20 protein-coding genes are annotated in these 25,224 nt (G+C 62.0%); 11 read left to right on the top strand and 9 right to left on the bottom strand.

The genetic code is table 11. The annotated features are described in order from the left end of the window. Positions 1 to 156: 156 nt before the first annotated feature. The gene (locus G5253_RS15390; protein ID WP_421203681.1) at positions 157 to 1,248 is read right to left on the bottom strand and encodes a hypothetical protein; all 1,092 of its coding nucleotides are present in this window, start codon (positions 1,246 to 1,248) and stop codon (positions 157 to 159) included. A gap of 286 nt (positions 1,249 to 1,534) precedes the next feature. Here G5253_RS15390 and G5253_RS15385 point away from each other — a divergent pair, with 286 nt between their 5' ends. From G5253_RS15385 to dtd, 5 genes are all read left to right on the top strand, one after another. Continuing rightward, a complete protein-coding gene (locus G5253_RS15385) occupies positions 1,535 to 2,968 on the top strand; it encodes a DUF2867 domain-containing protein (protein ID WP_421203680.1) in 1,434 nt (477 codons plus the stop codon). Between the two features lie 169 nt (positions 2,969 to 3,137). Further along, positions 3,138 to 4,364: an aromatic amino acid transporter gene (locus G5253_RS15380; protein ID WP_139747002.1), complete on the top strand. Its 1,227-nt coding sequence runs from the start codon at positions 3,138 to 3,140 to the stop codon at positions 4,362 to 4,364. Between the two features lie 254 nt (positions 4,365 to 4,618). Further along, the gene (locus G5253_RS15375) at positions 4,619 to 5,860 is read left to right on the top strand and encodes a malic enzyme-like NAD(P)-binding protein (protein ID WP_421203677.1); all 1,242 of its coding nucleotides are present in this window, start codon (positions 4,619 to 4,621) and stop codon (positions 5,858 to 5,860) included. 176 nt (positions 5,861 to 6,036) lie between these two features. Next, positions 6,037 to 6,909 (top strand): virulence factor BrkB family protein, encoded by an 873-nt coding sequence (locus G5253_RS15370; RefSeq protein WP_005340664.1) that lies wholly within the window; start codon positions 6,037 to 6,039, stop codon positions 6,907 to 6,909. A gap of 92 nt (positions 6,910 to 7,001) precedes the next feature. Next, a complete protein-coding gene (dtd, locus tag G5253_RS15365) occupies positions 7,002 to 7,439 on the top strand; it encodes a D-aminoacyl-tRNA deacylase (RefSeq protein WP_042054233.1) in 438 nt (145 codons plus the stop codon). Here the strand turns inward: dtd and G5253_RS15360 are convergent. Beyond that, complete coding sequence (locus G5253_RS15360; RefSeq protein ID WP_265062869.1) at positions 7,428 to 8,108, bottom strand: spermidine synthase; 681 nt, start codon at positions 8,106 to 8,108, stop codon at positions 7,428 to 7,430. The genes dtd and G5253_RS15360 overlap by 12 nt on opposite strands. Before the next feature lie 51 nt (positions 8,109 to 8,159). Here G5253_RS15360 and G5253_RS15355 point away from each other — a divergent pair, with 51 nt between their 5' ends. After that, the gene (locus G5253_RS15355) at positions 8,160 to 9,068 is read left to right on the top strand and encodes a bifunctional GNAT family N-acetyltransferase/hotdog fold thioesterase (protein WP_227341588.1); all 909 of its coding nucleotides are present in this window, start codon (positions 8,160 to 8,162) and stop codon (positions 9,066 to 9,068) included. A gap of 54 nt (positions 9,069 to 9,122) precedes the next feature. Here the strand turns inward: G5253_RS15355 and G5253_RS15350 are convergent, their stop codons facing one another. From G5253_RS15350 to gntU, 4 genes are all read right to left on the bottom strand, one after another. After that, the gene (locus G5253_RS15350; protein WP_421203674.1) at positions 9,123 to 11,240 is read right to left on the bottom strand and encodes an AsmA family protein; all 2,118 of its coding nucleotides are present in this window, start codon (positions 11,238 to 11,240) and stop codon (positions 9,123 to 9,125) included. A gap of 143 nt (positions 11,241 to 11,383) precedes the next feature. Further along, complete coding sequence (recG, locus tag G5253_RS15345; RefSeq protein WP_193758393.1) at positions 11,384 to 13,453, bottom strand: ATP-dependent DNA helicase RecG; 2,070 nt, start codon at positions 13,451 to 13,453, stop codon at positions 11,384 to 11,386. A gap of 190 nt (positions 13,454 to 13,643) precedes the next feature. Beyond that, complete coding sequence (gene pssA, locus G5253_RS15340; RefSeq protein WP_193860903.1) at positions 13,644 to 14,993, bottom strand: CDP-diacylglycerol--serine O-phosphatidyltransferase; 1,350 nt, start codon at positions 14,991 to 14,993, stop codon at positions 13,644 to 13,646. Positions 14,994 to 15,143: 150 nt separating this feature from the next. Then, entirely contained in the window at positions 15,144 to 16,484 is a 1,341-nt protein-coding gene (gntU, locus tag G5253_RS15335) for a gluconate transporter (RefSeq protein WP_005355418.1), read from the bottom strand. 245 nt (positions 16,485 to 16,729) lie between these two features. Between gntU and G5253_RS15330 the strand changes: the two genes are divergently transcribed. Genes G5253_RS15330 through G5253_RS15320 form a run of 3 tightly spaced genes read left to right on the top strand, consistent with a single transcriptional unit; the run spans position 16,730 to position 19,683 of the window. Continuing rightward, positions 16,730 to 17,239: a gluconokinase gene (locus tag G5253_RS15330; protein WP_005340649.1), complete on the top strand. Its 510-nt coding sequence runs from the start codon at positions 16,730 to 16,732 to the stop codon at positions 17,237 to 17,239. Then, positions 17,236 to 19,032, top strand: coding sequence for a phosphogluconate dehydratase (edd, locus tag G5253_RS15325; RefSeq protein ID WP_266134971.1), 1,797 nt, complete (start codon positions 17,236 to 17,238; stop codon positions 19,030 to 19,032). The genes G5253_RS15330 and edd overlap by 4 nt, the downstream gene beginning before the upstream one ends. Positions 19,033 to 19,041: 9 nt before the next feature. After that, on the top strand, positions 19,042 to 19,683 hold the full coding sequence (locus G5253_RS15320) for a bifunctional 4-hydroxy-2-oxoglutarate aldolase/2-dehydro-3-deoxy-phosphogluconate aldolase (RefSeq protein ID WP_005342660.1): 642 nt from the start codon (positions 19,042 to 19,044) through the stop codon (positions 19,681 to 19,683). A gap of 84 nt (positions 19,684 to 19,767) precedes the next feature. Here G5253_RS15320 and G5253_RS15315 read toward each other — a convergent pair whose 3' ends face one another. After that, entirely contained in the window at positions 19,768 to 20,775 is a 1,008-nt protein-coding gene (locus G5253_RS15315) for a substrate-binding domain-containing protein (RefSeq protein WP_421203671.1), read from the bottom strand. Between the two features lie 89 nt (positions 20,776 to 20,864). Between G5253_RS15315 and G5253_RS15310 the strand changes: the two genes are divergently transcribed. Then, positions 20,865 to 21,515 (top strand): Qnr family pentapeptide repeat protein, encoded by a 651-nt coding sequence (locus G5253_RS15310; protein ID WP_421203669.1) that lies wholly within the window; start codon positions 20,865 to 20,867, stop codon positions 21,513 to 21,515. Positions 21,516 to 21,647: 132 nt separating this feature from the next. Here the strand turns inward: G5253_RS15310 and envC are convergent, their stop codons facing one another. Then, entirely contained in the window at positions 21,648 to 23,000 is a 1,353-nt protein-coding gene (gene envC, locus G5253_RS15305) for a murein hydrolase activator EnvC (RefSeq protein ID WP_421203667.1), read from the bottom strand. Between the two features lie 9 nt (positions 23,001 to 23,009). Continuing rightward, positions 23,010 to 24,539, bottom strand: coding sequence for a 2,3-bisphosphoglycerate-independent phosphoglycerate mutase (gene gpmM, locus G5253_RS15300; RefSeq protein WP_005356867.1), 1,530 nt, complete (start codon positions 24,537 to 24,539; stop codon positions 23,010 to 23,012). 246 nt (positions 24,540 to 24,785) lie between these two features. Here gpmM and G5253_RS15295 point away from each other — a divergent pair, with 246 nt between their 5' ends. Next, a complete protein-coding gene (locus G5253_RS15295) occupies positions 24,786 to 25,217 on the top strand; it encodes a rhodanese-like domain-containing protein (RefSeq protein ID WP_005340640.1) in 432 nt (143 codons plus the stop codon). The last annotated feature ends 7 nt before the right edge of the window (positions 25,218 to 25,224 follow it).

Genomic DNA, 25,224 nt, shown 5'->3' with positions numbered 1-25,224 from the left:
CTGGATTGGGCGGTTAAGGAGCTGGAAGGCTGGCCTGAGACCAAAAGGGTGCGCTGGAGTCTGGATATCGACCCCACCGAGCTGAGTTGATGGTGGCACCGGCGCCGGTCGCTGGCAGTTATCGTCAGCGACCGATGGGTGATTTCATTTCAAGGCTCAGACCCGCAGATCGATCTGCTGCACCCAGCCTCCTTTACCCTGTTCGGTGAGATAGAGGCCGGATTGGCGCAGCACCCCCTGATTGCCGCTCTCCCCCAGATGGTTGAAGGGGGTGTCGAGGGGGCGCAGCAGGATGGCGCCGATCCCCAGTTCGACCAGAGCTATAGGTGCGTGCTCCGGATGCCAGAACTGCAGGGCTGAAAACTGGCTATCCCCTTCATCCAGCACCCCGTTGCCATCCTCATCCAGGGTTGCCAACTCGTCGAAGCCATTGCCGGAGCGTGCACCAAACAGCTCGCCCCCATCGTCTATGGTGCCGTTGCCATTGCGATCCAGCGCCACAAAGCCGCTCCCTTCCCGCAGACCCGGCAGGCTATCCTCCTTGCCATCCTGATCGATATCGAAAGTGACCCGTGCCTCGGTCAGATCGGCAATCTTGCCATCCAGACTCAGCACCAGCGGATCTTTGAGGGCATTGAGGGTGGTGCGCCGCTGGCTCACCTCCAGCTGGCGCCAGTCGAGCATAAAGCCGAGATCGAGCTGAATAGTCTGACCATCCCGAGTCGCTACGCTGGCCGATGCCACCACGTTGAGTTGCTCCTGTTGCAGCAGGGTGTCAGTCACCTCCACCAGTTGATCCGGCTCGGCGGCTTGAGCCGCGGCGTCTCCTTGGGTCACTCCATCGCCTCCCTCTTCGGTGGGCTTGATCGGCTTGGGCAGTTCGATCTCGTGGCCCAGCATCGCCTCAATCATCAGCTTGATCAGTCGCTGGCGGTTATCCAGCCCATCATCGGGAATACCATCCTGCTCTTTGCCGACGTCCGCTGCAGGCGGGGTGGGAGGTGTTGTCGCTTGCTGGTTGGCGGCGGATTGCCTCGGGGTTTGCAGCGTCAGGGCGCTGGTGAGGGTCAGGGTGCTGCTGCGTTCGCCGGCCGCTGCCGTGTTGTTGCCCTCCGGTGGATTGACGGCGGGTGGCACTGGCCCGAGGTTGCGCACCTTGCGGCTCTGGGCCTGTTGTTGCCGGTATTGCACCTCCCCCTGGAGGTCGTAGTGATCGATGCGCATACATTCGCCCTCGGCGCTATACATCTGGTCAGTTATCGACCGCTTAATGCTCAGGGCTTAACACCAAATCGTACTAATCAGCGAGGTGGTTAGTACTAGGTTGCAAGGTGGTGGCGTGGCAGGATGGCAAGAGACTGGATGGTGGCGCTCTAGTTGAACATTTTCAGGTAGCGCGGTGCACTTTAGCTGACAAGCGGCATCGGTGAGGATAGGGAGAATTACATGAGAAATTGTCTGGTGATGGACGTGGCGGGCTATGGTGGATTCCTGTCTGGCGCCCCTTGCATCAATGATGCTGAGGGCTTCACTCATGCGTAACTGTCTGGTGATGGGAGCGGCAGGTTATATCGGTTCCTATCTGGTGCCTCACCTGCAAACCCTGGGCTACAGGGTGATTGCCGGGGCGCGCCGTCCCTGCCGCTTGCCTGAGGGGGTCGAGTATCGCCTCGCCGACAGCCTCAAACCCATCACTTTGCTGCCTGCGCTGGCGGACATAGATACCGTCTTCTATCTGGTACATGCCATGGGGGCGGGGGCCGATTTTCACCGGCTGGAGCAGCAGGGGGTAAAGAACTTCGCTGCCGCCGCTCGTGCTGCCGGGGTGCGTCGCATCATCTATCTCGGGGCGATCCAGCCTGAGCAGTGCAACAGCCGCCATCTCAACTCCCGCCGCCACTGTGGCGAGCTGTTTCGCGAATCCGGTGTGCCTACGGTGGAGCTGCGTGCCGGCATCATCATCGGGCCCGGTTCGGCGGCGTTCGAGGTGATGCGGGATCTGGTATTCAACCTGCCGATGATGGTGACGCCAAAGTGGGTGCGCTCGCGCACGCCGCCGATTGCGCTGTCCAACCTGCTGCACTATCTGGGCGGGCTGGTAGAGGCAGACGAGGTGGATGGCCGCATCTTCAACGCGGTCGGCCCCGAGCTGCTCAGCTATCAACAGCAGTTGCAGAAGTTCGCCGCCCATATCGGCAAGCGCTGCCCCATCATTCCCATTCCGTTTCTGAGTCCGCGCCTTTCTGCCTGGTGGCTGCAGTTTGTTACCTCGGTACCGCAGCCGGTGGCCAAGGCGCTGGTGGGTGGCCTCAAGCACGATATTCCGGCCGACGATGGCCCGCTGCGGGCCCTGCTGCCGCAGACCCTGCTCAGCTTCGACGAGGCGTTGGCGGAGAGTTTGGCGCTGGAGCAGAAGCTGGGTGCCGAGCAGCAGGGGCAGGAGACCCCCCTCGGCCTGCGCTGGCGCCATCCCGAATATGGCTTCTACGATCGCACCGCCAGCGGCGAGGCCATCTGCCTCGCCTCTCCCGAGGTGGTGTGGCAGGTGTTGCAGCAACTGGGGGGTGAGCAGCGCTACTTCTACATGAACGAGTTGTGGGTGGTGCGCGAATGGATGGATCACCTGATTGGCGGCCCAGCCCGCACCCGTGGCCGCACCAATCCGGATCGTTTCGTGAAGGGGGATATGCTCGACTCCTGGCAGATCCTCGGGGTGGATGAGGGGCGCAGGCTCGATCTCTTGTTCAATATGAAGGCCCCGGGCGTCGGGCGGCTGGAGTTCAACATCCTGCCGGAGGAGTCCGGGTTGACCCGCATCCGGGTCACCGCTCACTGGCACCCGCAGGGCGCCTGGGGGTTGGCCTACTGGCTCGCCATGCTGCCGTTCCACCTTTTCATTTTTCAGGGGATGACCGAGGCCATCGCCCGTCAGGCCGAAGCGAGGGCAGGTATCCCGGTGATGGATTAACCCTCTTCACACCATTCCCGCTGATAGAGTGCCCCGTTCGGGGCACTTTTTTATGCGGCAGCCATGCCCGGTTATGGCAGATAGTGGTAGGCGTCTCATGGCAAAGGCTGGCATCATGCCGCGGTCTTGTTTACCGCGGATAGATAATCAGTCAGAAAAAGAAGGGATTATGAAGAAAAAACCGTCAATTTTGGGGGGCGCCTGCATCATTGCCAGCGTCTGCGTGGGAGCCGGCATGCTCGGTCTGCCGAGTTCGGGGGCGGGGGCCTGGACCCTCTGGTCGGTGCTGGCGCTGACCGTCACTATGGTGATGATGACTCTCTCCGGCTGGATGTTGCTGGAATCCTTCCAGCACCACGACATGCGGGTCTCCTTCAATACCGTGACTCGCGAGCTGCTGGGGGAGAAGCTCAATCTCCTCAACAATCTCTCGGTCTACTTTGTTGGCGGCATTCTGCTCTACGCCTATATCACCTCCTCCGGTGCCATCCTGCAGGGGATTCTGGGGATCGACAGCAAGCTCGCGTCCGTGTTGTTCGTGGCGCTCTTCTCTGCGGTGGTGTGGCACTCGACCCGCGCCGTTGACCGTATTTCGGTGGTACTGATCGCCTTCATGATCCTCAGCTTCGCCCTCGGTGTGGCCGGTCTGCTCGGCAGTATCAAGCTGCCGACCCTGCTCGATCTGGCGGGCAGCGAGAGCCGCTATGCTCCCTATGCCATGGCGATGCTGCCGGTGGCGCTCACCTCGTTCGGCTATCACCACTCGGTGGCCTCCCTGCGTGCCTACTACCAGAACGAGCAGCAGGCCAGATGGGCCATTCTGGGGGGAACCCTGATCGCGCTGGCGCTCTACGTGCTCTGGCTGTTGGGGATCTTCGGCAACCTTCCCCGTCAGGATTTTGCTCCCGTGATTGCCAAGGGAGGGGACGTGAGCGTGCTGCTCTCCGCCCTCTCCGGGGTCATTGAATCGGAGAAGGTGGCCAGCGCCATCAACGGTTTCTCCATGGCGGCCATCCTCTCCTCCTTTATCGGGGTAGGGCTCGGTGTGTTCGACTATCTGGCTGATCTGTTCAAGTTCGATAACAGCCGCGCCGGTCGCTGCAAGACCTGGGCGGTCACCTTCCTGCCGCCGCTGCTGCTCTCCCTGCTCTTCCCGTTCGGCTTCCTGCTGGCCATCGGCTATGCCGGTGCCGCCGCCACCATCTGGACCTGCATCATCCCGGCACTGCTGGTGCTGCGCACCCGGGCGCGGGCCGAGCGGGGCGAGGTGATTCCCCACTTCGTCACCCCCGGCGGCAAGCTGATGGCCTGGCTGCTGATCCTGTTCGGATTGGCGACCGCGCTGTTCCACTTCCTGTCGATGGCAAATCTGTTGCCGGTCTATCTGGGCAACTGAGTCAGGTCTACAGCACTGACAGAAAGGGCGGCAAGGCCAACTTGCCGCCCTTTTTTCTCCATTTTTACCCCACACAGCAGGATCTATAACTAAAGTGGTAGGTGTGAGTGGGGTAAGGTGCTGAAATAACTGGTCTGATCTGGCTGACGGCAGCATGATCTGCTGGGCATGCCCACCGCTTTCTTTTATGATCCCCGCCCTTCTGCGTGCCCCCTGTCGGCACCTCATTTGCACCAACCACATCGGGGTCCCCCATGTCCGATCTGCGTCAAGAAGCACTCGATTACCACGCCCAGCCCGTACCGGGCAAAATTGCCATCGCCCTGACCAAACCCGCCGAAACCGCCCGCGATCTGGCGCTGGCCTACAGCCCGGGTGTTGCCGAGCCGGTGCGCGAGATCGCCGCCAACCCGGCCGATGCCTACCGCTATACCGGCAAGGGCAACCTGGTGGCAGTCATCTCCAACGGCACCGCCATTCTGGGGCTGGGTAATCTGGGGCCGCTGGCCTCCAAGCCGGTGATGGAGGGCAAGGCACTGCTGTTCAAGCGCTTCGCCGGTATCGACGCCATCGACATCGAGGTGAAGCACGAGACCAGCCAGCAGTTCATCGACACGGTAGCGGCTATCGCCGATACCTTCGGCGGCATCAATCTGGAAGATATCAAGGCGCCGGAGTGTTTCGAGATTGAAGAGGCGCTGATCGCGCGCTGCGACATACCGGTGTTCCACGATGATCAGCATGGTACCGCCATCGTCACCGCCGCCGGTCTGCTCAACGCGCTGGAGATTCAGGGCAAGCAGATCAGTGACAGCCGCATCGTCTGCATGGGGGCGGGGGCTGCCGCCACCGCCTGCATGGATCTGCTGATCAAGTGTGGCGCCAGAGCGCACAACATCTTCATGCTGGATCGTCAGGGGGTGATTCACACCGGCCGCAGCGATCTCAACAAGTACAAGCATCGCTTCGCCAACGAGACCCCGCTGCGCACCCTGATGGATGTCATCGAAGGGGCGGATGTGTTTGTCGGTGTTTCCGGCCCCGATGTGTTGCCCGCCGAAGCGGTCGCACTGATGGCACCCAATCCGGTGATCTTCGCCTGCTCCAACCCGGATCCGGAGATCAAGCCTGCGCTGGCCCACGGGGTACGTAGCGACCTCATCATGGGTACCGGCCGCTCCGACTACCCGAACCAGATCAACAACGTGCTCTGTTTCCCCTTCATCTTCCGCGGCGCCCTCGACGCCCGTGCCAGCCGCATCAACGATGCCATGAAGATTGCCGCGGTCGAGGCGATCCGTGCGCTGGCCAAGGAGCCGGTGCCGGCCGAGGTGCTGACCGCCGCCGGGGTGAGCGAGCTCGCCTTCGGCAAGGATTACGTCATTCCCAAGCCGATGGATGCCCGCTTGCTGCCACGGGTTGCCCGCGCCGTAGCGCTGGCGGCGGTGGCCTCCGGCGTCGCACGCATCGAGCTGTCCGCGGACTACATGCTGTAATCCGGTGTTGCAAACGGCCCCATAGCGGGGCCGTTTTTATTTCTGCTTCTGGCGACAGCCAGAGACGCCATCCGGGTTACAGGTTGGGGCAGATGGAGGCAAATCGGGTTCAAAGGTGGTCAAACAGCGCTCTCCTCTGACACAATATTGCCACTATGACGCTAACGAGAATCAAGATGCAGCAGCCTGTCAGCGGCCGTTTGGCCCACGCCCTCTCCTTCTTGCGCCATGATGGTCGCCACTTTGCCCAGTTTGTCTGGGGCCGTTTCCAGCAGGACAGATTGACGGTTACCGCCGGTTATCTGGCCTATGTCACCCTGCTTTCGCTGGTGCCGATGATCGCCGTGGTCTTTGGCATGATGTCCGCCTTCCCGGTGTTCCAGAGCCTCAAGCAGGCGATGGAGCAGTTCGTCTACCACAACTTCGTGCCGACCGCGGGCGATATGCTCAAGGAGTACATCGACGGCTTCGTCGCCAATGCCACCAACACCACGGCAGTGGGGATTGGGGCGCTGGTGGTGGTGGCGTTGATGCTGATCTCCGCCATCGACAAGAACCTCAACTACATCTGGCGTTCGACCCAGGGCCGCCCGCTGGCGCAGGCGTTTGCCATGTACTGGATGATCCTGACCCTGGGGCCCGTGCTTATCGGGGCCAGCATCGCCATCTCCTCCTACATCTTCTCGCTGCGGCTGTTTGGCGCCGAGAGCCTGTTCGGTATCGGCTATCTGCTGCTGCGGGGTTTGCCATTCCTCTTCTCGGTGCTTACCTTCCTGCTGGTCTATACCGTGGTGCCGAACTGCAAGGTGCGGCTGATCCACGCCTTTATCGGCGCGCTGGTAGCGGCGACCCTGTTCGAGCTGGCCAAGCGCGGCTTTGCCATCTACATCACCAACTTCCCCTCCTATCAGGCCATCTACGGCGCGCTGGCCACCATCCCGATCCTGTTTGTCTGGGTCTATTTGAGTTGGCTGGTGGTGCTGCTTGGTGCGGAGACTACTGCCTGCCTCGGCGAGTACGAGAAGCCGGCGAGCGAGGAGCTGGGCTAAGCCATCGCCTTGGCCACCGGTTTATTGGTAGCATCGACGACCGCCCCTGCAATCGAGCCGGGGCGGTCGTTCTGTTTTGAGAGGAGAGGGATGTGATTGCACTGATTCAGCGGGTCAGCGAGGCCAGCGTGACTGTCGAGGGGGAGGTGACCGGCGCCATCGGTCAGGGACTGCTGGTGCTGCTCGGGGTGGAGCAGGGGGATGATGAGGCCAAGGCCGACAAACTGCTGCACAAGGTGAGCGGCTATCGGGTATTCAGTGACGAGAATGGCAAGATGAACCTCAATGTCAGCCAGATCGGTGGCAGCCTGCTGGTGGTCTCCCAGTTTACCCTGGCGGCCGACACCAAGAGCGGGATGCGCCCGAGCTTCTCCAGCGGTGCCCACCCGAGCGAGGCCGAACGCCTCTATGACTACTTCGTGGCGAAGGCTGCTGCCAGCGGCATCCCGACCGCAACCGGGCGTTTTGCCGCCGACATGAAGGTGGCGCTGGTCAACGACGGCCCGGTTACCTTCTGGCTACAGGTCTGAGGATGCCTGATCCCGCGGTATGACGTGGACAATCACGTTGATGAGCCCTGCGACCGGATAGGGGGTAGCCGGGCCAATCCACTGTTCTATCAGCGTCAGGGCGTGGGTTAGCTCCAGTTCGGTGCGCGGCAACAGGTTGATGACTAGAGTGCCGCAGAGGCGGGGAGCCAGCGCCCGGTAGAGCCGCTCCTGAAACAGCAGCAGCGGGTTGCCATCCTGACTGAAGAGATCGAGCAGGATGAGATCGTACTGCTGTTCGCTCTGCTCCAAAAAGGCGAGGGCATCGGCCTGATGGAGTGCCGGAGCAGCGTGTTCATCGCTCTCCTGATGCTGGAAAAACTGCTGATAAACGGTCAGCACCTCTTCGTCGAGGTCGACGCACTCGTGGCGAGCCGAGGGCCAGCGCTGACTCAGATGGCGGGTGAGATCGCCGCCACCCAGACCCAGTTCTAGGATCCGGGTGGCCTGCTCCGGCAGCAGGCAGGCGATGACCCGTTGATGGGGCAGACAGAGGGTCGCGGGGTCGGCGAGCGACATGGCGGATTGCACCACGCCGTCTATCTCCAGCCAGCGGTGCTGGTCATTTTCCTGTACCGTGAGGCGGCGCTGGGGTTTGACGCTGAGGTGCAACAAGTGATCGGCTTGGTACGCTTGCAGATTGAAGTCCATGAATTTGCACGGCAAGATGGTTTCCGACCAGTGTAACTCAAGGATGAAACTATGTACCGGGTAGTCACCCCTCAGACAGTCGCCGAGCTGGATGCCTACTACCAGTTGCGCTGGGAACTTCTGCGTAAGCCCTTCAATCTGCCCGTCGGTTCCGAGCGGGACGAATACGACACCGTCGCCATTCACCGGCTGATGTTGGCACCTGATGGCACTCCCATCGCGGTGGGCCGCCTCTTTATCGGCGGTGACGAGGCGCAGATCCGCTTTATGGCGCTGCGCCCCGAATATCGCGGGCAGGGGCTGGGCGCCAAAATGGTGGAGGATCTCGAGCAACTGGCCCGCAGCGAGAAGGTGAAACGGTTGGTGATGAACGCCCGTCAGGAAGCGGTGGAGTTCTATCGCAAGTGCGGCTTTCTCGAAGTGGGGGGCGGCCCCGTCTCCTTTGGTCGGATTCCCCATCGCCAGATGATCAAATCCCTGAGCCCGTTGCAGACTATCCAGTACCGGCCAGAGTGGTGTCAGGATCTCACCACCCGCTGGTCGCGCGGGGTGCCCATCAGCGAGAAGATGGGGATGCACATCAGCCACTACGATGGCCAGACCTTCCATCTCAAGGCCAATCTGGCGGCCAATTTCAACGTGCATGGCAGCATGTTCGCCGGCAGTGTCTACAGCCAGTGCGTGCTGGCGGGCTGGGGGCTGATCTGGCTGCAGCTTAAAGAGGAGGGGCTGGTGGGCGAGCCGGTGCTTGCCGAGAGCACCATCAAATATCATGGCCCGGTCGATGAGGAGCCGGAGGCGCGAGTGGCCCGCGAGGGGATGCCCGCCGTGCTGCAGCCACTCAAACGGGGCGAGCCTGCCACCTTCAGCCTCAAGATCCAGCTGTTCAGCGGCAGCAAGCTGGCGGCGGAGTTCCTCGGTCACTACGTGGTGCAGCCGCCCCGCCGTCCGGGCCAGTAACCGCATCGTTTCCCCATCAAACAACAAGGCCTCATCATGAGGCCTTGTCTGTTTTTACCCTCGCTGGCTGTCGCTTGTCTGCCCGGCTTGGGTCTGCACTTGGGCCTGGTTTTGGGCTTTCGGTGCGGGAGCCGGTCGCCAGAGCGGGGCGCTGTTGCCTTGCGGCGGATAGCGTACTCCCACTTCCCAGCCGCAGGCGTCCTGCTTCTGCGGGAAGCTCCAGGCCAGCGTGGGTTCCGTCAGCGGCCCGCGCCACTGGCCGAGCAGCTCGGCGCAGCGGTTGCCATTGAGGATCCCCAGATCGAGCTGCCACTGCTCGTTGACCAGATCGATCCCCCCTTGCAGCGCCAGCAGATGAGTGATGGTGGAGGCGCCAGCTTGCTCGACTTGTAGTTGCCCCTTATCGATCTTGCCCTGCAGCTTGATGCGGTAGAAGGGGGTGTCACCCTCCTGCATCGCCTGCCACAGCTGATCCGGCGTCAGGACGGGCGGGGTCGCCCCTTTGAACCACTCATCCAGCAGCGGATCTATCTTCACCTTGTCCCAGAAGGGTTCGTTGGCGTCGAGGGCAAAGCTGCCCTGCAGGCTCTGGCGCCACTCGCCCGCCGTTTTGCCGTGTTCGGCTTGCAGGTCGGCGCTCACGTCCGCCTTGCCAGCGAACGAGACAGGGGAGTGGAATATCTTGCCCCATTGCTGCAGATCCAGCTTGGTCGCCTGCAGTCGCAGGCGGCTGCTCTGGCCAGGTTCGCGGCCCCACTGGCCGCTCATGCTGAGGCTGCCCTCATCCGGCAGCGAGCTGGTGAGTTTGCCCAGTTGCCAGGAGCTGGGGGTCAGCTCCCCATCCAGCTCGCCGTTGCGGGCGCTGAGGCCATCCCACACCAGCTCGAACCACTTGCTCTCGATACGGGCTCGGCCGAGCAGCGGGCCGGGCTGGTTATCGCGCAGGGCGAGATCGCTCAGATAGAGCTGCCAGCCGGTCAGCGACAGGGGCAGGGTATCGTCGAAGGAGAGCACCTTGAGCTTGTCGAACGCCAGCTTGCGGATATCGACCTGCTGCGGGCGCCAGCTCTGCCAATCCTGCCACCATCCCTGCGGCAGGCTGATATCCATGCCGCTCAGCGCCACGTCTTTCAGGGTCAGCTTCTGCTGCTGGGTATCGAGGGAGAGCTCGACATTGAACTCCCCTTCATAGGCCTTGCCCTGCAGTTCGCCGTCGATCTGTTGGGACGAGAAGGCGAGCTTGCCCTTGATCTCCTCCAGCTGGAACAGGCCACGGCCCATGTCCCCCAGGGTGCCGCTCAGATAGCCGGTGGGCTGGCTGCCCGCCTGCCAGTTGAAGGCGGTGAGCTGGCCGCTGAAGTTGTTGAAGGAGAGCTCCTGATTGATGTCGTTGAGGCTGACGCCGTCCAGTTGACCGCGATCCAGAGACACGCTTTGCAACGGGAAGCGCTGCGGGAAGCCTTGTTGTGTCAGATCCCCCAGCTCGACCCGCATGCCGCGCGCCTTGAGGTCATGTAGTTGCAGGGTGCGGGCGGGCCAGTCCAGCACCATGCCGGTCTCCAGCAGGCCGTCAAACAGGTTGGTCACCAGCTTGTCGGTGCGCAGCACTTCCCCCTCCAGCCGTCCTTGCAGGTTGAGACGGGCGAAGGTGAATTGTGGGGTCTCCAGCTGGCCGATATTGAGGCTCAGGTTGGCCTGTGGTTGCCGTTTCGGGTCGATCAGCTCCCAGTCGCTCAGGGTGGCGTTGAGACCGCGCAGGGTCAGCTCGGGGCTCTCCAGACTGAGCCGGTCTATGGTGCTGTCGCTGATGGTGAGGGAGTGCACCGGCAGGCTAGGTAGCTGGTTGGGCAGCGGCAGCTTGATGGCGGGGCGAATGAGATCGAGATGGGCGATCCGCACGTCTCGGCTCAGCCAGTCGATGCTCTCGATCTCCAGATAGATCTTGTCGAGGGAGACTGCATCGCCGTAGCGCACCTGCTCTGCCAGCAGGGTGTAGGGGTGCAGCGGGTTGAACACCAGTCGCCCTATGGTGACCGGCACACCGGTCTGCTGGCTGATCCAGCTGGCGATGGGGCCTTTGGCGCGCTCGGCGTCGAACAGGCCGAGGGCAACCCAGACAAATAGCAGCAGGAAGGCGAAGGTGTAGAGCAGGCCGCGTAGCCAGGAATTCATGGGTGCTTTCCTCCTGTTTTGGGATTGGTTGTCAGGCGTTTGAGTAGTGGTCTCGCAGACCGAGCCAGCGCCGTATCAAGGGTTCGACATGACTCGGATGCCTATCCATAAGGACATGTGCCCATCTTCTGCATCTACCTCGATCAGGCATTGGAATAGTGATCCCGTAAGCCGAGCCAACGGCGAATCAAGGGTTCGACATGGCTTGGGTGCCTATCCATCAGGAAGCGCGCCATCTTTTGCACCTGTGGAATAAGCGGCTGATCCCGCACCAGATCGGCGATCTTGAGATCGGCCAGACCGGTCTGGCGGGTGCCGAGCAGTTCCCCCGGGCCGCGCAGTTCCAGATCGCGCTGGGCGATGAGAAAGCCATCGTTGGTCTCCCGCAGCACCCCGAGTCGGCTCTGGGCCGTCTTGGACAAGGGGGCATGATAGAGCAGCACGCAGTGAGAGGCCACCGCACCCCGGCCAACCCGGCCGCGCAGCTGGTGCAGCTGCGCCAGCCCGAGACGTTCCGGGTTCTCGATGATCATCAGGCTGGCGTTGGGCACATCCACCCCCACCTCGATGACGGTGGTGGCGACCAGCAGTTGCAGTATGCCTGCCTTGAACTCCTCCATCACCCGCTGTTTCTCCACCGGCCGCATCCGGCCGTGTACCAGCCCGATATGCAGACCGGGCAACAGGTTCTGCAGCTCGGCAGCGGTATCCTCGGCGGCCTGACACTCCAGCACCTCCGACTCCTCGATCAGGGTGCAGACCCAGTAGGCCTGCTTGCCTTCGGTGCAGGCGAGTTTGACCCGCTCGATCACGTCGCCGCGACGGCTGTCGGGCAGCGCCACCGTGGTGATGGGGGTTCGGCCCGGTGGCAGTTCGTCGATGACCGAGGTGTCGAGGTCGGCATAGGCGGTCATCGCCAGGGTGCGGGGGATGGGGGTGGCGGTCATGATGAGCTGATGGGGATGTACCCCTTCACGCTCCCCTTTCTCACGCAGGGCGAGGCGCTGATGCACCCCGAATCTGTGCTGTTCATCGATGATGACCAAGGCGAGGCGCTGGAACACCACCTGCTCCTGAAAGATGGCGTGGGTGCCCACCACCATCTTGACGCTGCCATCTTTGATCGCGGCCAGTGCCTCCTCCCGCGCCTTGCCTTTCTGTTTGCCCGCCAGCCAGCCGACTCCGATGCCGAGCGGCTCCAGCCACTTGGCGAAGTTGATGGCGTGTTGTTCGGCCAGCAGCTCGGTCGGCGCCATCAAGCCCACCTGACAGCCGTTGCCGATAGCCTGCAGGGCAGCCAGCGCCGCGACCAGGGTCTTGCCGGAGCCCACGTCACCCTGCACCAGCCGCATCATGGGGTGGCTCTGTTGCAGATCCTTGCTTATCTCGGCCACCACCCGGCTCTGGGCACCGGTGGGCTTGAACGGCAGGGCGCCGAGCAGCTGTTCGACCAGCGCGGGCGCCGGTTTGAGGGCGCGGGCCAGCTGGGTTTGTGCCTGAGCACGCACCTTCAAGACCGAGAGGTTGTGAGCCAGCAGCTCCTCCAGTACCAGTCGCTGCTGGGCCGGATGTTGGCCGCTTTCCAGCAGCGGCAGCGCCACCGAGGGAGGCGGGCGATGCAGCAGCTTCAGGGCGGCGGCCAGTTCAATCTGATGGGGATAGAGTCCGGCGGGCAGCAGCTCCTCCACGCCGTAGAGGTCGAGCTGGGCCAGCGCCTGATCGGTGAGGTTGCGCAGGGTGAGCTGGCGCAGTCCTTCGGTAGTCGGGTAGACGGGGGTGAGCGCCTCTTCGGTCTGACCGGCCTGCTCCTCGCCGAGCAGCTTGTACTCGGGATGGGCCATCTCCAGCCCGTATTTGCCGGGGCGCACCTCGCCAAAGCAGCGGATCAGGCGGCCCGCCGCCAGACTATTTTTCTGGGCGGCGGTGAAGTTGAAAAAGCGCAAGGTGAGGGTGCCGGTACCGTCGCTGATGCGACAGACCATCATGCGGCGGCGCCCCATCACCAGCTGAGTGTCCTGGATTTCGCCCTCGACGGCGCCGTGCAGGCCGGGCGGCAGATCGCCGATGGGCCACACCTGGGTGCGGTCCTCGTAGCGCAGGGGAAGGTGGAACAGCAGATCCTGTACCGTGGCCAGCCCCAGCCGCTCGAGCTTCTCCAGCATCTTGCTGCCGACACCCTTGAGGCTATCGAGAGGAATTTTATCCAATTTCATCAATTAGATGCCCGAAAACACTGTAAATATGTCCAGATGATAGGGGTTGTTGAGGGGCCGATGCAAGCCGAGTTGCTGCTGGCTGGGCCGCCAAGGCGGGGGAAACGGCGGATAGAACAAAGGCCTGCCGAAAACGGGAGGCCTTTGTGCGGCTGCCAACAGGCAAGGTGCGGGCGCATGGCGCCCAAGGTCAGATGATCCGCTTGAGCAGCAGGTGGGCCTTGACCCTGTGGATCCGTCCCAGCAGCTTGCGCACCTGTTCCGGGTAGTCCTGGATCTGTTCCACCTGATCGAAGTGGCTGATCCGCTTGGTGTTGGTCAGGATGTTCTCCCGCTCCGCGTTGAACTGGGGACGCAGCAGGTGGCGACGATCGTGTACCAGCAGGCCGTTCTCCAGATCCAGCGCCCAGGCGCGGGGGTTGAGGTTGTTGCCGGTGAGCAGGGCCCACTCGTCATCCACGAAGATCCCCTTGAGATGGTAGGAGTTGCGCTCGCAACACCAGAGCATCAGGTTGAGGCGACCGTCGTCGATGTGACGCTGGTTGCGCTCGGCAAACTTGCGCAGGTTGGTCTCGTAGAGATAGGGCAGGCCACCGATGGTGGAGAACTTCTCTTCCGGCGGAATGAAGAAGTCGTTGGCGGTCTTGTCGCCCACTACGATGGTCACCTTGCAACCGCGCTGCAGCAGATCCTCGATATCCTTGCTCAACTCCTTGGGGGGGTTGAAGTAAGGGGTGCAGATGAAGATCTCCCGCTCGGTGGCGCGCACCAGATTGCGGATCATCAGGTTGAGCTGATTGTTGCGCTTGCCCAGACCCACCATGGGGGTGATGGCCACCTCCTGGGTGTTGACCGGCATGGTGCTGAAACGGTACTGGCTCTGGCGCAGGCTCTGCTTGAAGCGGCGGATCGGCCCTTTCAGCTGTTTGGCGCTGGGGATATCGCTGTGATCCAGTCGCTGCACCGCGTCGCTCTTCACGAACAGGTCATCCACATAGTTGACCATGCTGCGGGCCAGCTCCGGGCTGGTGATCTGGTGATAGCGATCGAAGCGGTAGCGATCCTGCTGATGCAGGTAGATGTCGTTGAGGCTGGCACCGGAGTAGAGCACCACATCATCAAAGATGAAGCCCTTGAGGTGGAGCACGCCGAGCAGTTCGCGCCCTTTGACCGGCACGCCGTAGATTTCGATCTGGTGCTCGTGTTCGGCAGCCATGGCCTGATACATCAGGTGGTTGCCGCCCTGCTTGCCTTTGCCGATCAGGCCGCGCTGGGCACGGTGGAAGTCGACGAACAGCTTGATGTCGAGGGCCGGATTGCGCTGCTTGGCGGCGTAGAGGGCGGAGAGGATCTCCCGGCCTGCTTCGTCATCTTGCAGATAGAGCGCGACCAGATAGATGCGCCGGGTGGCACTGGCGATAAGCGCAAGAATGCGGCGTTTGAAATCCTGGGCGCTATAGAGCACTTCAAACTGATCCGCTGCGACGGCGATCTGGGGCAGGCGCGCCAGCAGTTGTCGATAATGGGCCGATGAATGCATAGATAAACCTGAAATCACGGGGTTAAGCGTTCCACTCGGAGCGATGAATAGGCGATTCTAGCAATCTCGCCCTCTCAGCCAAAGAAAGAATCATCAGAAAGATGAAAAAGGCCTCACGAGTGAGGCCTTTTTGTCAGCATTTCCCCCTTGTCAGAGGAAGCTGTAGATGATCATCGCCATCACGCCGCCGGTGGTGCCGATGATGGTTTCCATCACGGTCCAGGTCTGCAGGGTCTGCTTCTCGGTCAGGCCGAGGTAGCGGTTCGCCAGCCAGAAACCGGAGTCGTTGACGTGGGAGAGCACGATGGCACCGCCGCCAATGGCGATGGTGACGGCCGCCAGCTGGGCGCCGTTCAGGCCGAGCGGCTCCAGCATCGGCAGCACCAGACCGCAGGCGGTCAGCATGGCGACGGTGGCAGAGCCCTGAATCACCCGTACCGCAGCGGCCAGAATGAAGGCCAGTGCGACGATAGGCAGACCGGAGTCGGCCAGCATGTTGCCCAGCGCGGCGCCCACACCGGAATCAACCAGCACCTGCTTGAAGACGCCACCGGCACCGGTCACCAGGATGATGACACCGGCGGGCTGGATGGCGCTGTTGCAGACGCTCATCACCTCGTCACGGGACATGCCGCGGCGAATACCCAGCAGGTAGAAAGCGGCCAGACAGGCGACCATGATGGCGGTGAAGGGGTGACCGATGAACTCCAGCCAGTTGTGCAGGGTGGAGCCTGCCTCGACGAAGCGACCGACGATGGTCTTGAGGCCGATCAGCAGCAGCGGCAGACCGATGAGGCCCATGGCAAGCCCGAAGGAGGGCAGGGATTTGCTGTCATCGTGGACACTGTTCTGGGCATCGGCGGGTAGCGGCACATCGACGATCTTGCTGATGAAGTCACCGAACAGCGGGCCTGCCAGGATCAGCGCCGGCACGGCGGCGATCAGGCCGAACAGGATCATGTAGCCGAAGTCGGCACCCAGCTGGGATGCCACCAGGATCGGGCCCGGCGCCGGAATAAGGAAGGCCTGGCAAGTGGCGATACCGGCCAGCAGGGCGATACCAATCTTAACCACGCTGCCGCCGCCACGACGGACGATGGCGAAGGCGACGCCGATCAGCAGCACCACGGCCACGTCAAAGAAGAGCGGCAGGGCGCAGACAAAGCCGGTCAGGGCCATGGCCCAGTTGGCGCGCTTGACGCCGAACTTGCCGAGCAGGGTGTGAGCCACCCGGTCGAGGGCACCGGTCACTTCCATCACCTTGCCGAACATGGCGCCCAGCGCCACCACCACCGCGACGAAACCGAGGGTGCCACCCATCCCTTTCTGGATGGTGTTGGCGATATCGGCCGGGTTCATGCCAGCGGCGAGACCCGCCACCATGGAGACCAGGATCAGGGCTACCACGGCGTGGAGCCGGGCCTTCATCACCAGGAAGAGCAGCAGCACAATCGAGCCGGCGGCTGTCATGATCAGGGAGAGGTCAGACATTGTTATGCGTTCCTTTTTCCAAGTTCAGTCGTGACACCTTGCCGATCCGTCGGCAAACCATATCTTTATGATTTATTTAGATTTATGGCAAGGGCTCAACATCATATGCCCAGGTGACTATGGGTTTGCTCAGTCTGTGGCAGACTTCACATTTTCAATCGTTACCGGTAACATGTTACCGGTAACGTGTTAGATTAGAACCCATCAACAGCTGGTTTTTTGAAAAGTGGGACAGAGGTCAAATTATGGCGGGTAAGTGCATTATCGTGATGGGTGTGTGTGGTAGCGGCAAATCCAGCGTGGGTCTGAAAGTAGCCGAAGCGCTGGGCGCCAAGTTCATCGATGGTGATGACCTGCACCCCAAGGCCAACATCCAGAAGATGGCTGGCGGCAACCCCCTCAACGATGAGGATCGTGCCCCCTGGCTGGAGCGGATCCGCGACGCCGCCTACAGTCTCGAGCAGAAGAACGAGACCGGCATCATTGTCTGTTCCGCCCTCAAAAAGAAGTACCGCGACCAGATCCGCGAAGGCAACGAGTCGGTCAGCTTCATCTTCCTCGATGGCAGCCAGCCGCTGATCCTCGAGCGGATGCGTGCCCGCAAGGGCCACTTCATGCGTGAAAGCATGGTACAAAGTCAGTTCGATACCCTGGAGCGCCCGGATGGCGAAGCCGGTGTATTCCACATTGATATAGACGGCACCTTCGAACAGGTGGTTGACCGCGCCGTCACAGCATTGGAGCAAGCCCAATGATTCATCAGGTAATTTCCGACGTCACCGCCCGCATCCGCGAGCGCAGTGTCGCCCGTCGTCAGGCATTTCTGGCCCGCATCCAGCGCCAGGCAGATCAGGGCAAGACCCGCGCCGCGCTGGCCTGCGGCAACCTGGCCCACGCCGTGGCCGCCTGCAGCAGTGACGAGAAGGGTCGCATTCTCGATATGACCCGCGCCAACGTCGGCATCGTCACCGCCTACAACGACATGCTGAGCGCCCATCAGCCCTATCAGGGCTATCCGGATCAGATCAAGGCGGTACTGGCCGAGCTGGGCCACAGCGCCCAGGTCGCTGGCGGTGTGCCCGCCATGTGCGACGGCGTGACTCAGGGGCAGCCGGGGATGGACATGTCCCTCTTCTCCCGCGACCTGATCGCCCAGGCGACCGCGCTGTCGCTCTCTCACAACACCTTTGATGCCACCCTGCTGCTCGGTATCTGCGACAAGATAGCTCCGGGCCAGATCATGGGGGCCCTCTCCCACGCTCACCTGCCGACTGCATTTGTTCCTGCTGGCCCGATGGCGAGCGGCATCAGCAACGACGAGAAGGTGAAGGTGCGTCAGAAGTACGCCGCCGGTGAAGTGGGTCGTGATGCTCTGCTGGAGATGGAGTGCGGCGCCTACCACGCGGCAGGCACCTGCACCTTCTACGGCACCGCCAACACCAACCAGCTGGTGTTCGAGGCCATGGGCCTGATGCTGCCGGGCTCCGCCTTTGTGCATCCCCATAGCGAGCTGCGCCGAGCCCTGACCGCCGAGGCGGCTCGCCGTATCAGCGCCATGATCCCGGGATCTCCGGCCTATCGCCCCCTGAGCGAGGTGCTGGATGAGCGCTCGCTGGTCAACGGTCTGGTGGCCCTGCTCGCCTCCGGCGGCAGCACCAACCACAGCATCCACATGGTGGCGCTGGCCCGCGCCGCCGGTCTGGTACTGACCTGGGATGACATCAGCGATCTCTCCGACGTGGTGCCGCTGCTGGTTCGCATGTACCCGAACGGCCCGGCCGACGTCAATGCCTTCGAACAGGCAGGCGGCGTGCCCGGCCTGATGCGCCGTCTGGCCGAAGAGGGGCTGATCCATATGGATGCCACTCCGGTCTTTGGCGAGATGCAGGATTACCTCAGTCGTCCGGCACTGGTCGATGGCCAGCTGGTATGGCAGCCGGTGGGCGAGAGCGGCGATGCGAGCGTGCTTTCACCTTCCGGCAGCGTATTCCAGGTCACCGGCGGTACCAAGCTGCTGGCGGGCAATCTGGGCCGCGCCGTGGTCAAGGTCTCCGCCGTGGCTCCCGAGTATCGGGTGATTGAAGCCCCGGCGCGGGTCTTCTCCTCCCAACATGCGGTGGAAGCGGCCTACAAGGCGGGCGATCTCAATCAGGACGCCGTGATCGTGGTGCGCCACAATGGCCCGGCCGCCAACGGCATGCCGGAGCTGCACAAGCTGATGCCGGTGCTCGGCAACCTGCAGAAGGCGGGTTACAAGGTGGCGCTGGTCACCGATGGCCGCCTCTCCGGTGCCTCCGGCAAGATCCCGGCCGCCATCCACGTCACCCCGGAAGCGCTGCACGGCGGGGCCATTGGCCTGCTGGCCGACGGCGATCTGCTGCGGGTTGATGCGGTAAACGGCAGCCTCGACTGCCTGACCGATTTGAGTGGCCGTACCCAGGCCGAGATTGACCTCACTCTGGAACAAGAGGGGTGGGGCCGTGAACTGTTCAGCGTGATGCGTCGCGCGGTATCGAGCGCCGAGTGTGGCGCCACCATCTTTGACTAAGGAAGAGCTATGCAGAACTGGAAAGTGACCCCGGCCGAGGTGTTTGCCGCCTCCCCGCTGGTACCCGTGATGGTTATCAACGAGCTGGATCAGGCCCTGCCGATGGCCAAGGCGCTGCTCGACGGCGGCATCTCTGTCTTCGAAATCACCCTGCGCACCCCGGTGGCGCTTGATGCCATCGCCCTCATTGCCAAGGCGATGCCGGATGCCATGGTCGGTGCTGGTACCGTGCTCAACTGCGAGCAGTTTGACGCAGCCGTTGCCGCCGGTGCCCGCTTCGTCATCTCCCCGGGGATGACGCCGGCCCTGCTGGCTCACGCGGCCAAGAGCACCGCGCCGCTGATCCCGGGTGTGGCAACTCCGTCTGAAGTGATGCAGGCGCTGGAAGCGGGCTACGACCACCTGAAGTTCTTCCCGGCCGAAGCGAACGGCGGCACCAAGGCGCTCTCCGCGATTGCCGCGCCGCTGCCCCAGGTGAAGTTCTGCCCGACCGGCGGTATCGGCCCGAAAAACGTGGCCGACTATCTGGCACTCAAGTGCGTCGCCACCGTCGGCGGTTCCTGGATGCTGCCGGCCGATGCGGTCAAGAGCGGCAACTGGGAAGAGGTGACCCGCCTCTCCCGCGAAGCGGTTGAGTTGGTAAAACGCTAAGCCTCAGTTGTGCAGAAAACCAAACAGGCCACCCTCGGGTGGCCTGTTTGCTATCAGCGTGACTTAAGTGGGTGAGGGAAGGGATTACCCCAGACTCTCCCCGACATAGAGGGAGAAGCCGATATCTTTGCGGGTATCGGGTTGGGATTGGCCGTTGAGACGCGCCAGCAGCATGGTGGCCGCCTCCCGACCGATCGCTTCCCGCGGGGTGACGATACTGGCCAGTTTGGGGGTCATGGCGTGGCCGATGTCGAGGGCGTTGCAACCGGCGATGGCGATCTGCTGGGGCACCGGGATCCACTTGGCTTGACACTGCAGCAGGGCGCCCACCGCCAGGTCATCGTTGGTGCAGAACAGGCCGTCGAGGTCGGGATAGCGTACCAGCGCCTGATCCAGCAGCTCGCCCCCCAGAGTGAAGCTGGAGGATTGTTCGGTCAGCAGATGCTGGCCGGTGAGGCCGAAGTCGGTCATCGCCTGATAGTAACCCTCCATCCGCAGCTGGGTGCGCACGTCGAGCCGCGCCCCCAGATAGACCACCTTGCGTCGGCCCCGGCGCAGCATCTCTGTTACCATGGCCCGGGCTGCGGCTCTATGATCCATGCCGACCACCATGTCGATGGGGGTTTGCGGCAGGTCCATGGTCTCCACCACCGGAATGCCGGCGGTGGCGATCATCTTGCGGGTGCGTTCGGTGTGCTGGCTGTCGGAGAGGATCAGCCCATCCACGTGATAGGAGAGCAGGGACGCGACTTGCTCCTCCTCCCGCTCCGGACTGTAGCCGTAGTGGGCCAGCAGGGTCTGGTAACCGGCCGGTCGGGTCACCGACTCGATGCCATGGATCACCGCCGAGAAGACCTGGTTGGAGAGGGAGGGGATCAGGATGCCGATCGCCTTGCTGGTCGCGTTGGAGAGAATGTCCGGCGCCCGGTTGGGGATATAGCCCAGCTCTTCCACCACAGCCGCGATCCGCTCGCGGGTCCCCTCCGCTACGGTCTGCGGGTCGCGCAGATAGCGGCTGACAGTCATCTTGGTCACGCCGGTCTGGTCGGCGATATCTTGCAGGGTGGGGCGGCGCTTGCGGGTGGGGCTCATAGGGGTGTCCAGCGTGGATGTTACTTGTAACATTACCGTTTTTGGCGGATAAAGTCAGCATATGAAGCCGTTTTTGCAGGAGTTTTCCGATGATCAGAGGCAAGCAGTTCGTGGATGTCCGGTTCGAGCAACAGGATGTGGAGGGGGAGCAGTTCTCGGAGTGCCGCTTTATCGGCTGCAACTTCTCCTGGCTGGATTTGAGCGATAGCCGCTTCATCGACTGCAGCTTCTACGATCGGGAGAGTGAACGGGGCTGCCTGTTGCAGGGTTGCGATCTGCGCGAGGCCAGCTTCCTGCGCTGCGATCTCACCATGGCCGATGGCAGCCGCAGCCAGTGTCTGGGGCTGGAGATGCGCGACTGTCAGGCGGTCGGTATCAACTTCGGCCATGCCAGCTTCGCCAACCAGATCACCGCCAAAAGCTACTTCTGCGAGGCCCATCTGACCGGCAACAACTTCAGCTATGCCAGCTTCGAGGGTTGTCTGCTGGAGAAGTGCGAGCTGACCGGCAACCGCTGGCAGGGAGCCAACCTGTTTGGTGCCTCGCTGGCGGGTTCCGATCTCAGCGGCTCCGAGTTTGGCCAGATCGACTGGACCAGCTTCAAATTGCAGGGCTGCGATCTGCGCCAGTGCGATCTGCCGGGGCTGGATCTGCGCCGGGTCGATCTGCAAGGGGTGCAGATCAACGAGGATCAGCAGCAGACCTTGCTTGAGCAGATCGGTCTGGTTGTTTTTCCCTGAGCCGAGCGAAAAATTAGGTAATTTTTCATCAAATGCGGGTGACAGCGGGTTGCTGTACTCCTGAAACGACAAAAGCCTGCGTGAGGCAGGCTGTTGTTGTGAGCGTGTGATGCGTTTGTCGGCCGGGTTGACTCAACCCTTGGCCAGCCATTTGGTCGGGTTGATCGCCTCGCCCTGATAGCGAATTTCGAAGTAGAGGCCCGGTCTGTCCTGACCGCCACTGTCACCGACCAGCGCCACCGGTTCACCCTGTTCCACATTCTGGCCAACCTGACGCAGCAGCGACTGATTGTGACCGTAGAGGCTCATATAGCCCTTACCGTGATCGATTACCAGCAGCATACCGAAGCCGTCGAGCCAGTCGGCGTAAACCACTTGTCCCGGTGCGACCGCCTTTACCTGGGTTCCTTCGCTGGCGCCGATCAGGGTGCCTTTCCACTTGAGCTGGGCGGTGCGCGGCGAGCCGTAGGCGATGAGGATCGGCCCCTGTACCGGCCAGCGCAGGCTGCCATTGGTCTTGAGCCCGCTGTAGTAACCTGCGGTCCCAATCCCAGAGCCTCGCTCCGGTTTGGTACTGGACATCTCTTCGACCGGTTCTGCCGGTTTGACGGTTTTGTTCTGCTGGGCGGCAAGTCGTTGTTGCTCGGCGCGGCGCTGCTCGGCCAGCTTGCGCTGACGCTCCTGTTCCGCTTTCAGCTTGGCCAGCCGCTCCCGTTCGGCCCGTTCGCGCCGTTCCTGCTCTTCCCGCTGGCGGCGCAGCTCCTCCAGCCGCGCTTTCAGCGCCTTCTCCGCCTTGACCAGCTTGGAGAGCTTCTGCTCGTCATCCTGTACCGACTGCTGCAACTGGTTGCGCACCTTGGCCCGGCTCTGCTGGCTTGCCAGCAGAGCCTGGTGATGCTCCTGCTGTTCGGCAAGCAGGGCTTGCAGCTTGCTTTCGGTCTCTTTGGTGGCCTGCTGGTTTTTCGCCAGCTTGTCACGGGTGGCTCGCAGGGCGTCGATGGCCTCGATGCGGGCCTTGTTGAGGTAGTCGTAGTAGTCGAGGGAGCGGCTCAGTTTGGCCGGATCCTGCTGATTGAGCAGCAGTTTCAGGTAGTCGTGGTTGCCCGCCTGAAAGGCGCTCTCCGCCTGTTTGGCCAGCAACTGCTTTTGATGTTTGGCTTGAACTTCCAGCGCCAGCTTGTCTTTTTGCAGGGTCGCCAGCTTCTGCTGGTTCTGCTTCAACTGCTGTCTGGTCTGGTTGAGTTTGGCGGCGGCGGCCGAGATGGCCTGCTCGTCAGCCTTGAGCTGGGTATTGAGCTTGGCAAGCTCCTGCTTGCTGAGCTTGATGGTCTTCTGTTGCTCTTTGATCTGGGACTGCATGGTGCCCAGCTGCTGATTGGCGGCCAAAGCCGGTTTGCTGGCGCCAATCGACAGGCAAAAAAACAGCGCGCCGGCCAACAGGCCGACGCGACTGGTTTTCTGTGAAATAACTTCGCATCCCCGCATGGGGAAGGATTATTTCAGAATCATCAGGGGCTTGCCAGTCATTTCCGGCGGCACAGGCAGACCCATCAGAGTCAGCATGGTGGGGGCCAGATCGGACAGTTTGCCACCTTCAACTACCTCGGCTTTGCGACCGAAATAGATGAGCGGAACCGGCAGATTGGTGTGGGCGGTGTGGGCCTGACCAGTCTCTTCGTCCAGCATCTTCTCGGCGTTGCCGTGGTCGGCAGTGATCAGGCACTCGCCACCCACTTCGGCCAGGGCGTCGGTGACACGACCGATGCAGTGGTCAACGGCTTCACACGCTTTGACGGCGGCATCGAATACACCGGTGTGACCAACCATGTCGCCATTCGGGTAGTTACAGATGATGACGTCGTACTTGCCGCTCTTGATGGCCGCAACCAGCTTGTCGGTCAGCTCTTCGGAGCTCATCTCCGGCTGCAGGTCATAAGTTGCAACTTTCGGACTGGCAACGATCTCGCGATCTTCGCCGGTGAAGCAGGACTCTTCGCCACCGTTGAAGAAGAAGGTGACGTGAGCATACTTCTCGGTTTCGGAGATGCGCAGCTGGGTCTTGCCCTGCTTGGCCAGCCACTCGCCCAGGGTGTTGACCAGAGCGGTCGGCGGGTAGGCACAGGCGGTTTTGATGTCGGCCGCGTATTCGGTCAGCATCACGAAGTTCAGCTTCGGCTCGACTGCACGAGCGAAGCCGGTGAAGTCGGTGTCAACGAAGGCGCGGGTGATTTCACGGGCACGGTCGGCACGGAAGTTCATGAAAATCAGCGCATCGCCATCTTCCATCGGGGCAGCTTCACCGATGCGGGTTGCTTTGACGAACTCGTCGTTCTCGTCGCGGGCATAGGCGGCAGCTAGCGCTTCGGTGGCGCTCTCGGCGGTGAACTCGCCCTTGCCCTGGGTCATCAGGTCATAGGCTTGCTGCACGCGATCCCAGCGGTTGTCACGGTCCATGGCGAAGTAACGGCCGATCATGGAAGCGAAACGACCCTTGCCCAGCTTGGCGAACAGGGCATCGAACAGCTCGATGGAGGACTGGGCGGAGCGCGGCGGAACGTCGCGGCCATCCAGGAAGGCGTGCAGATAGATCTTCTCGGCGCCACGCTTGGCAGCCATTTCGATCATGCCCATGATGTGCTCTTCGTGGCTGTGTACGCCACCCGGGGACATCAGGCCCATGATGTGAACGGCTTTGCCGTTGGTCACGGCAGCGTCAACAGCCTTGGCCAGCTCGACGTTCTGGAAGAATTCGCCGTCCTGGATGTCTTTGGAGATGCGGGTCAGCTCCTGATAGACGATGCGACCGGCACCGATGTTGACGTGGCCCACTTCGGAGTTGCCCATCTGGCCATCCGGCAGACCGACGTCCAGACCGGAGCCGGAGATCAGGGTGCTGGTGTAGTCACGGGCCAGGCGATCGAGGTTGGGAGTCTTGGCGGCAGCGACGGCGTTGTGCTCTTGCTTGGTGCTGTAGCCCCAACCGTCCATGATGACCAGAACCAAAGGTTTCTTAGCTGTTGACATAAGACTATGTCCTCTCGGATTGGAAAAAATGCGGGAAATGAAACTAGCGTAATATTACTACATCTGCCGAAATAGTCACCTGATAGCCAAGGGGCGCTCCCGCGGCCCCACAAGCCATGCCCTTCCTGCCATGCTCGCTGCCCAATGATGATGGGAGCCTGCTCGCGCTTTGCCGCCAAGATGGCTGATCTTATCAATACCCCCATGTATACTCGGGCCCTTGTCTTGGTCCCTGGATAGTAGAAGATGCAAGAGTATTTGGATTTTGCGGCCCGTAACCCGCTGCTGACCGCAGCCTGGTTGGGTCTGGCTGGCACTCTGGTTTACACCACTGTGCGTGCCCGTTTGTCCCCGGTAAAAACCGTCAACAATCACACCGCGACCCTGCTGATCAACCGCGAGAATGCCACCGTGGTGGATATTCGCAGTCAGGAAGAGTACGCCAAGGGCCATCTGGCCGGTGCCCAGCACCTGCCGCTGACCCAGATCCAGAGCAATAATCTGGGCCCGGTTGAAAAGCATAAAGATGCCCCCATCATAGTGGTGTGCGAGTCGGGAATGACTGCGGGCGGCGCGGGCCGTCAGCTGAGCAAAGCTGGCTTCAAGCAGGTTTACGTGCTCGGCGGTGGCATGGCCCAATGGCGTGCAGAAAATCTGCCGGTAACCAAGAAACGCTGATTTAAGC

It is taken from the genome of Aeromonas sp. 602658 (genome assembly GCF_049173005.1).
GTDB classification, from domain to species: domain Bacteria; phylum Pseudomonadota; class Gammaproteobacteria; order Enterobacterales; family Aeromonadaceae; genus Aeromonas; species Aeromonas veronii_A.
This window is presented reverse-complemented; position numbering and strand designations above follow the sequence as displayed.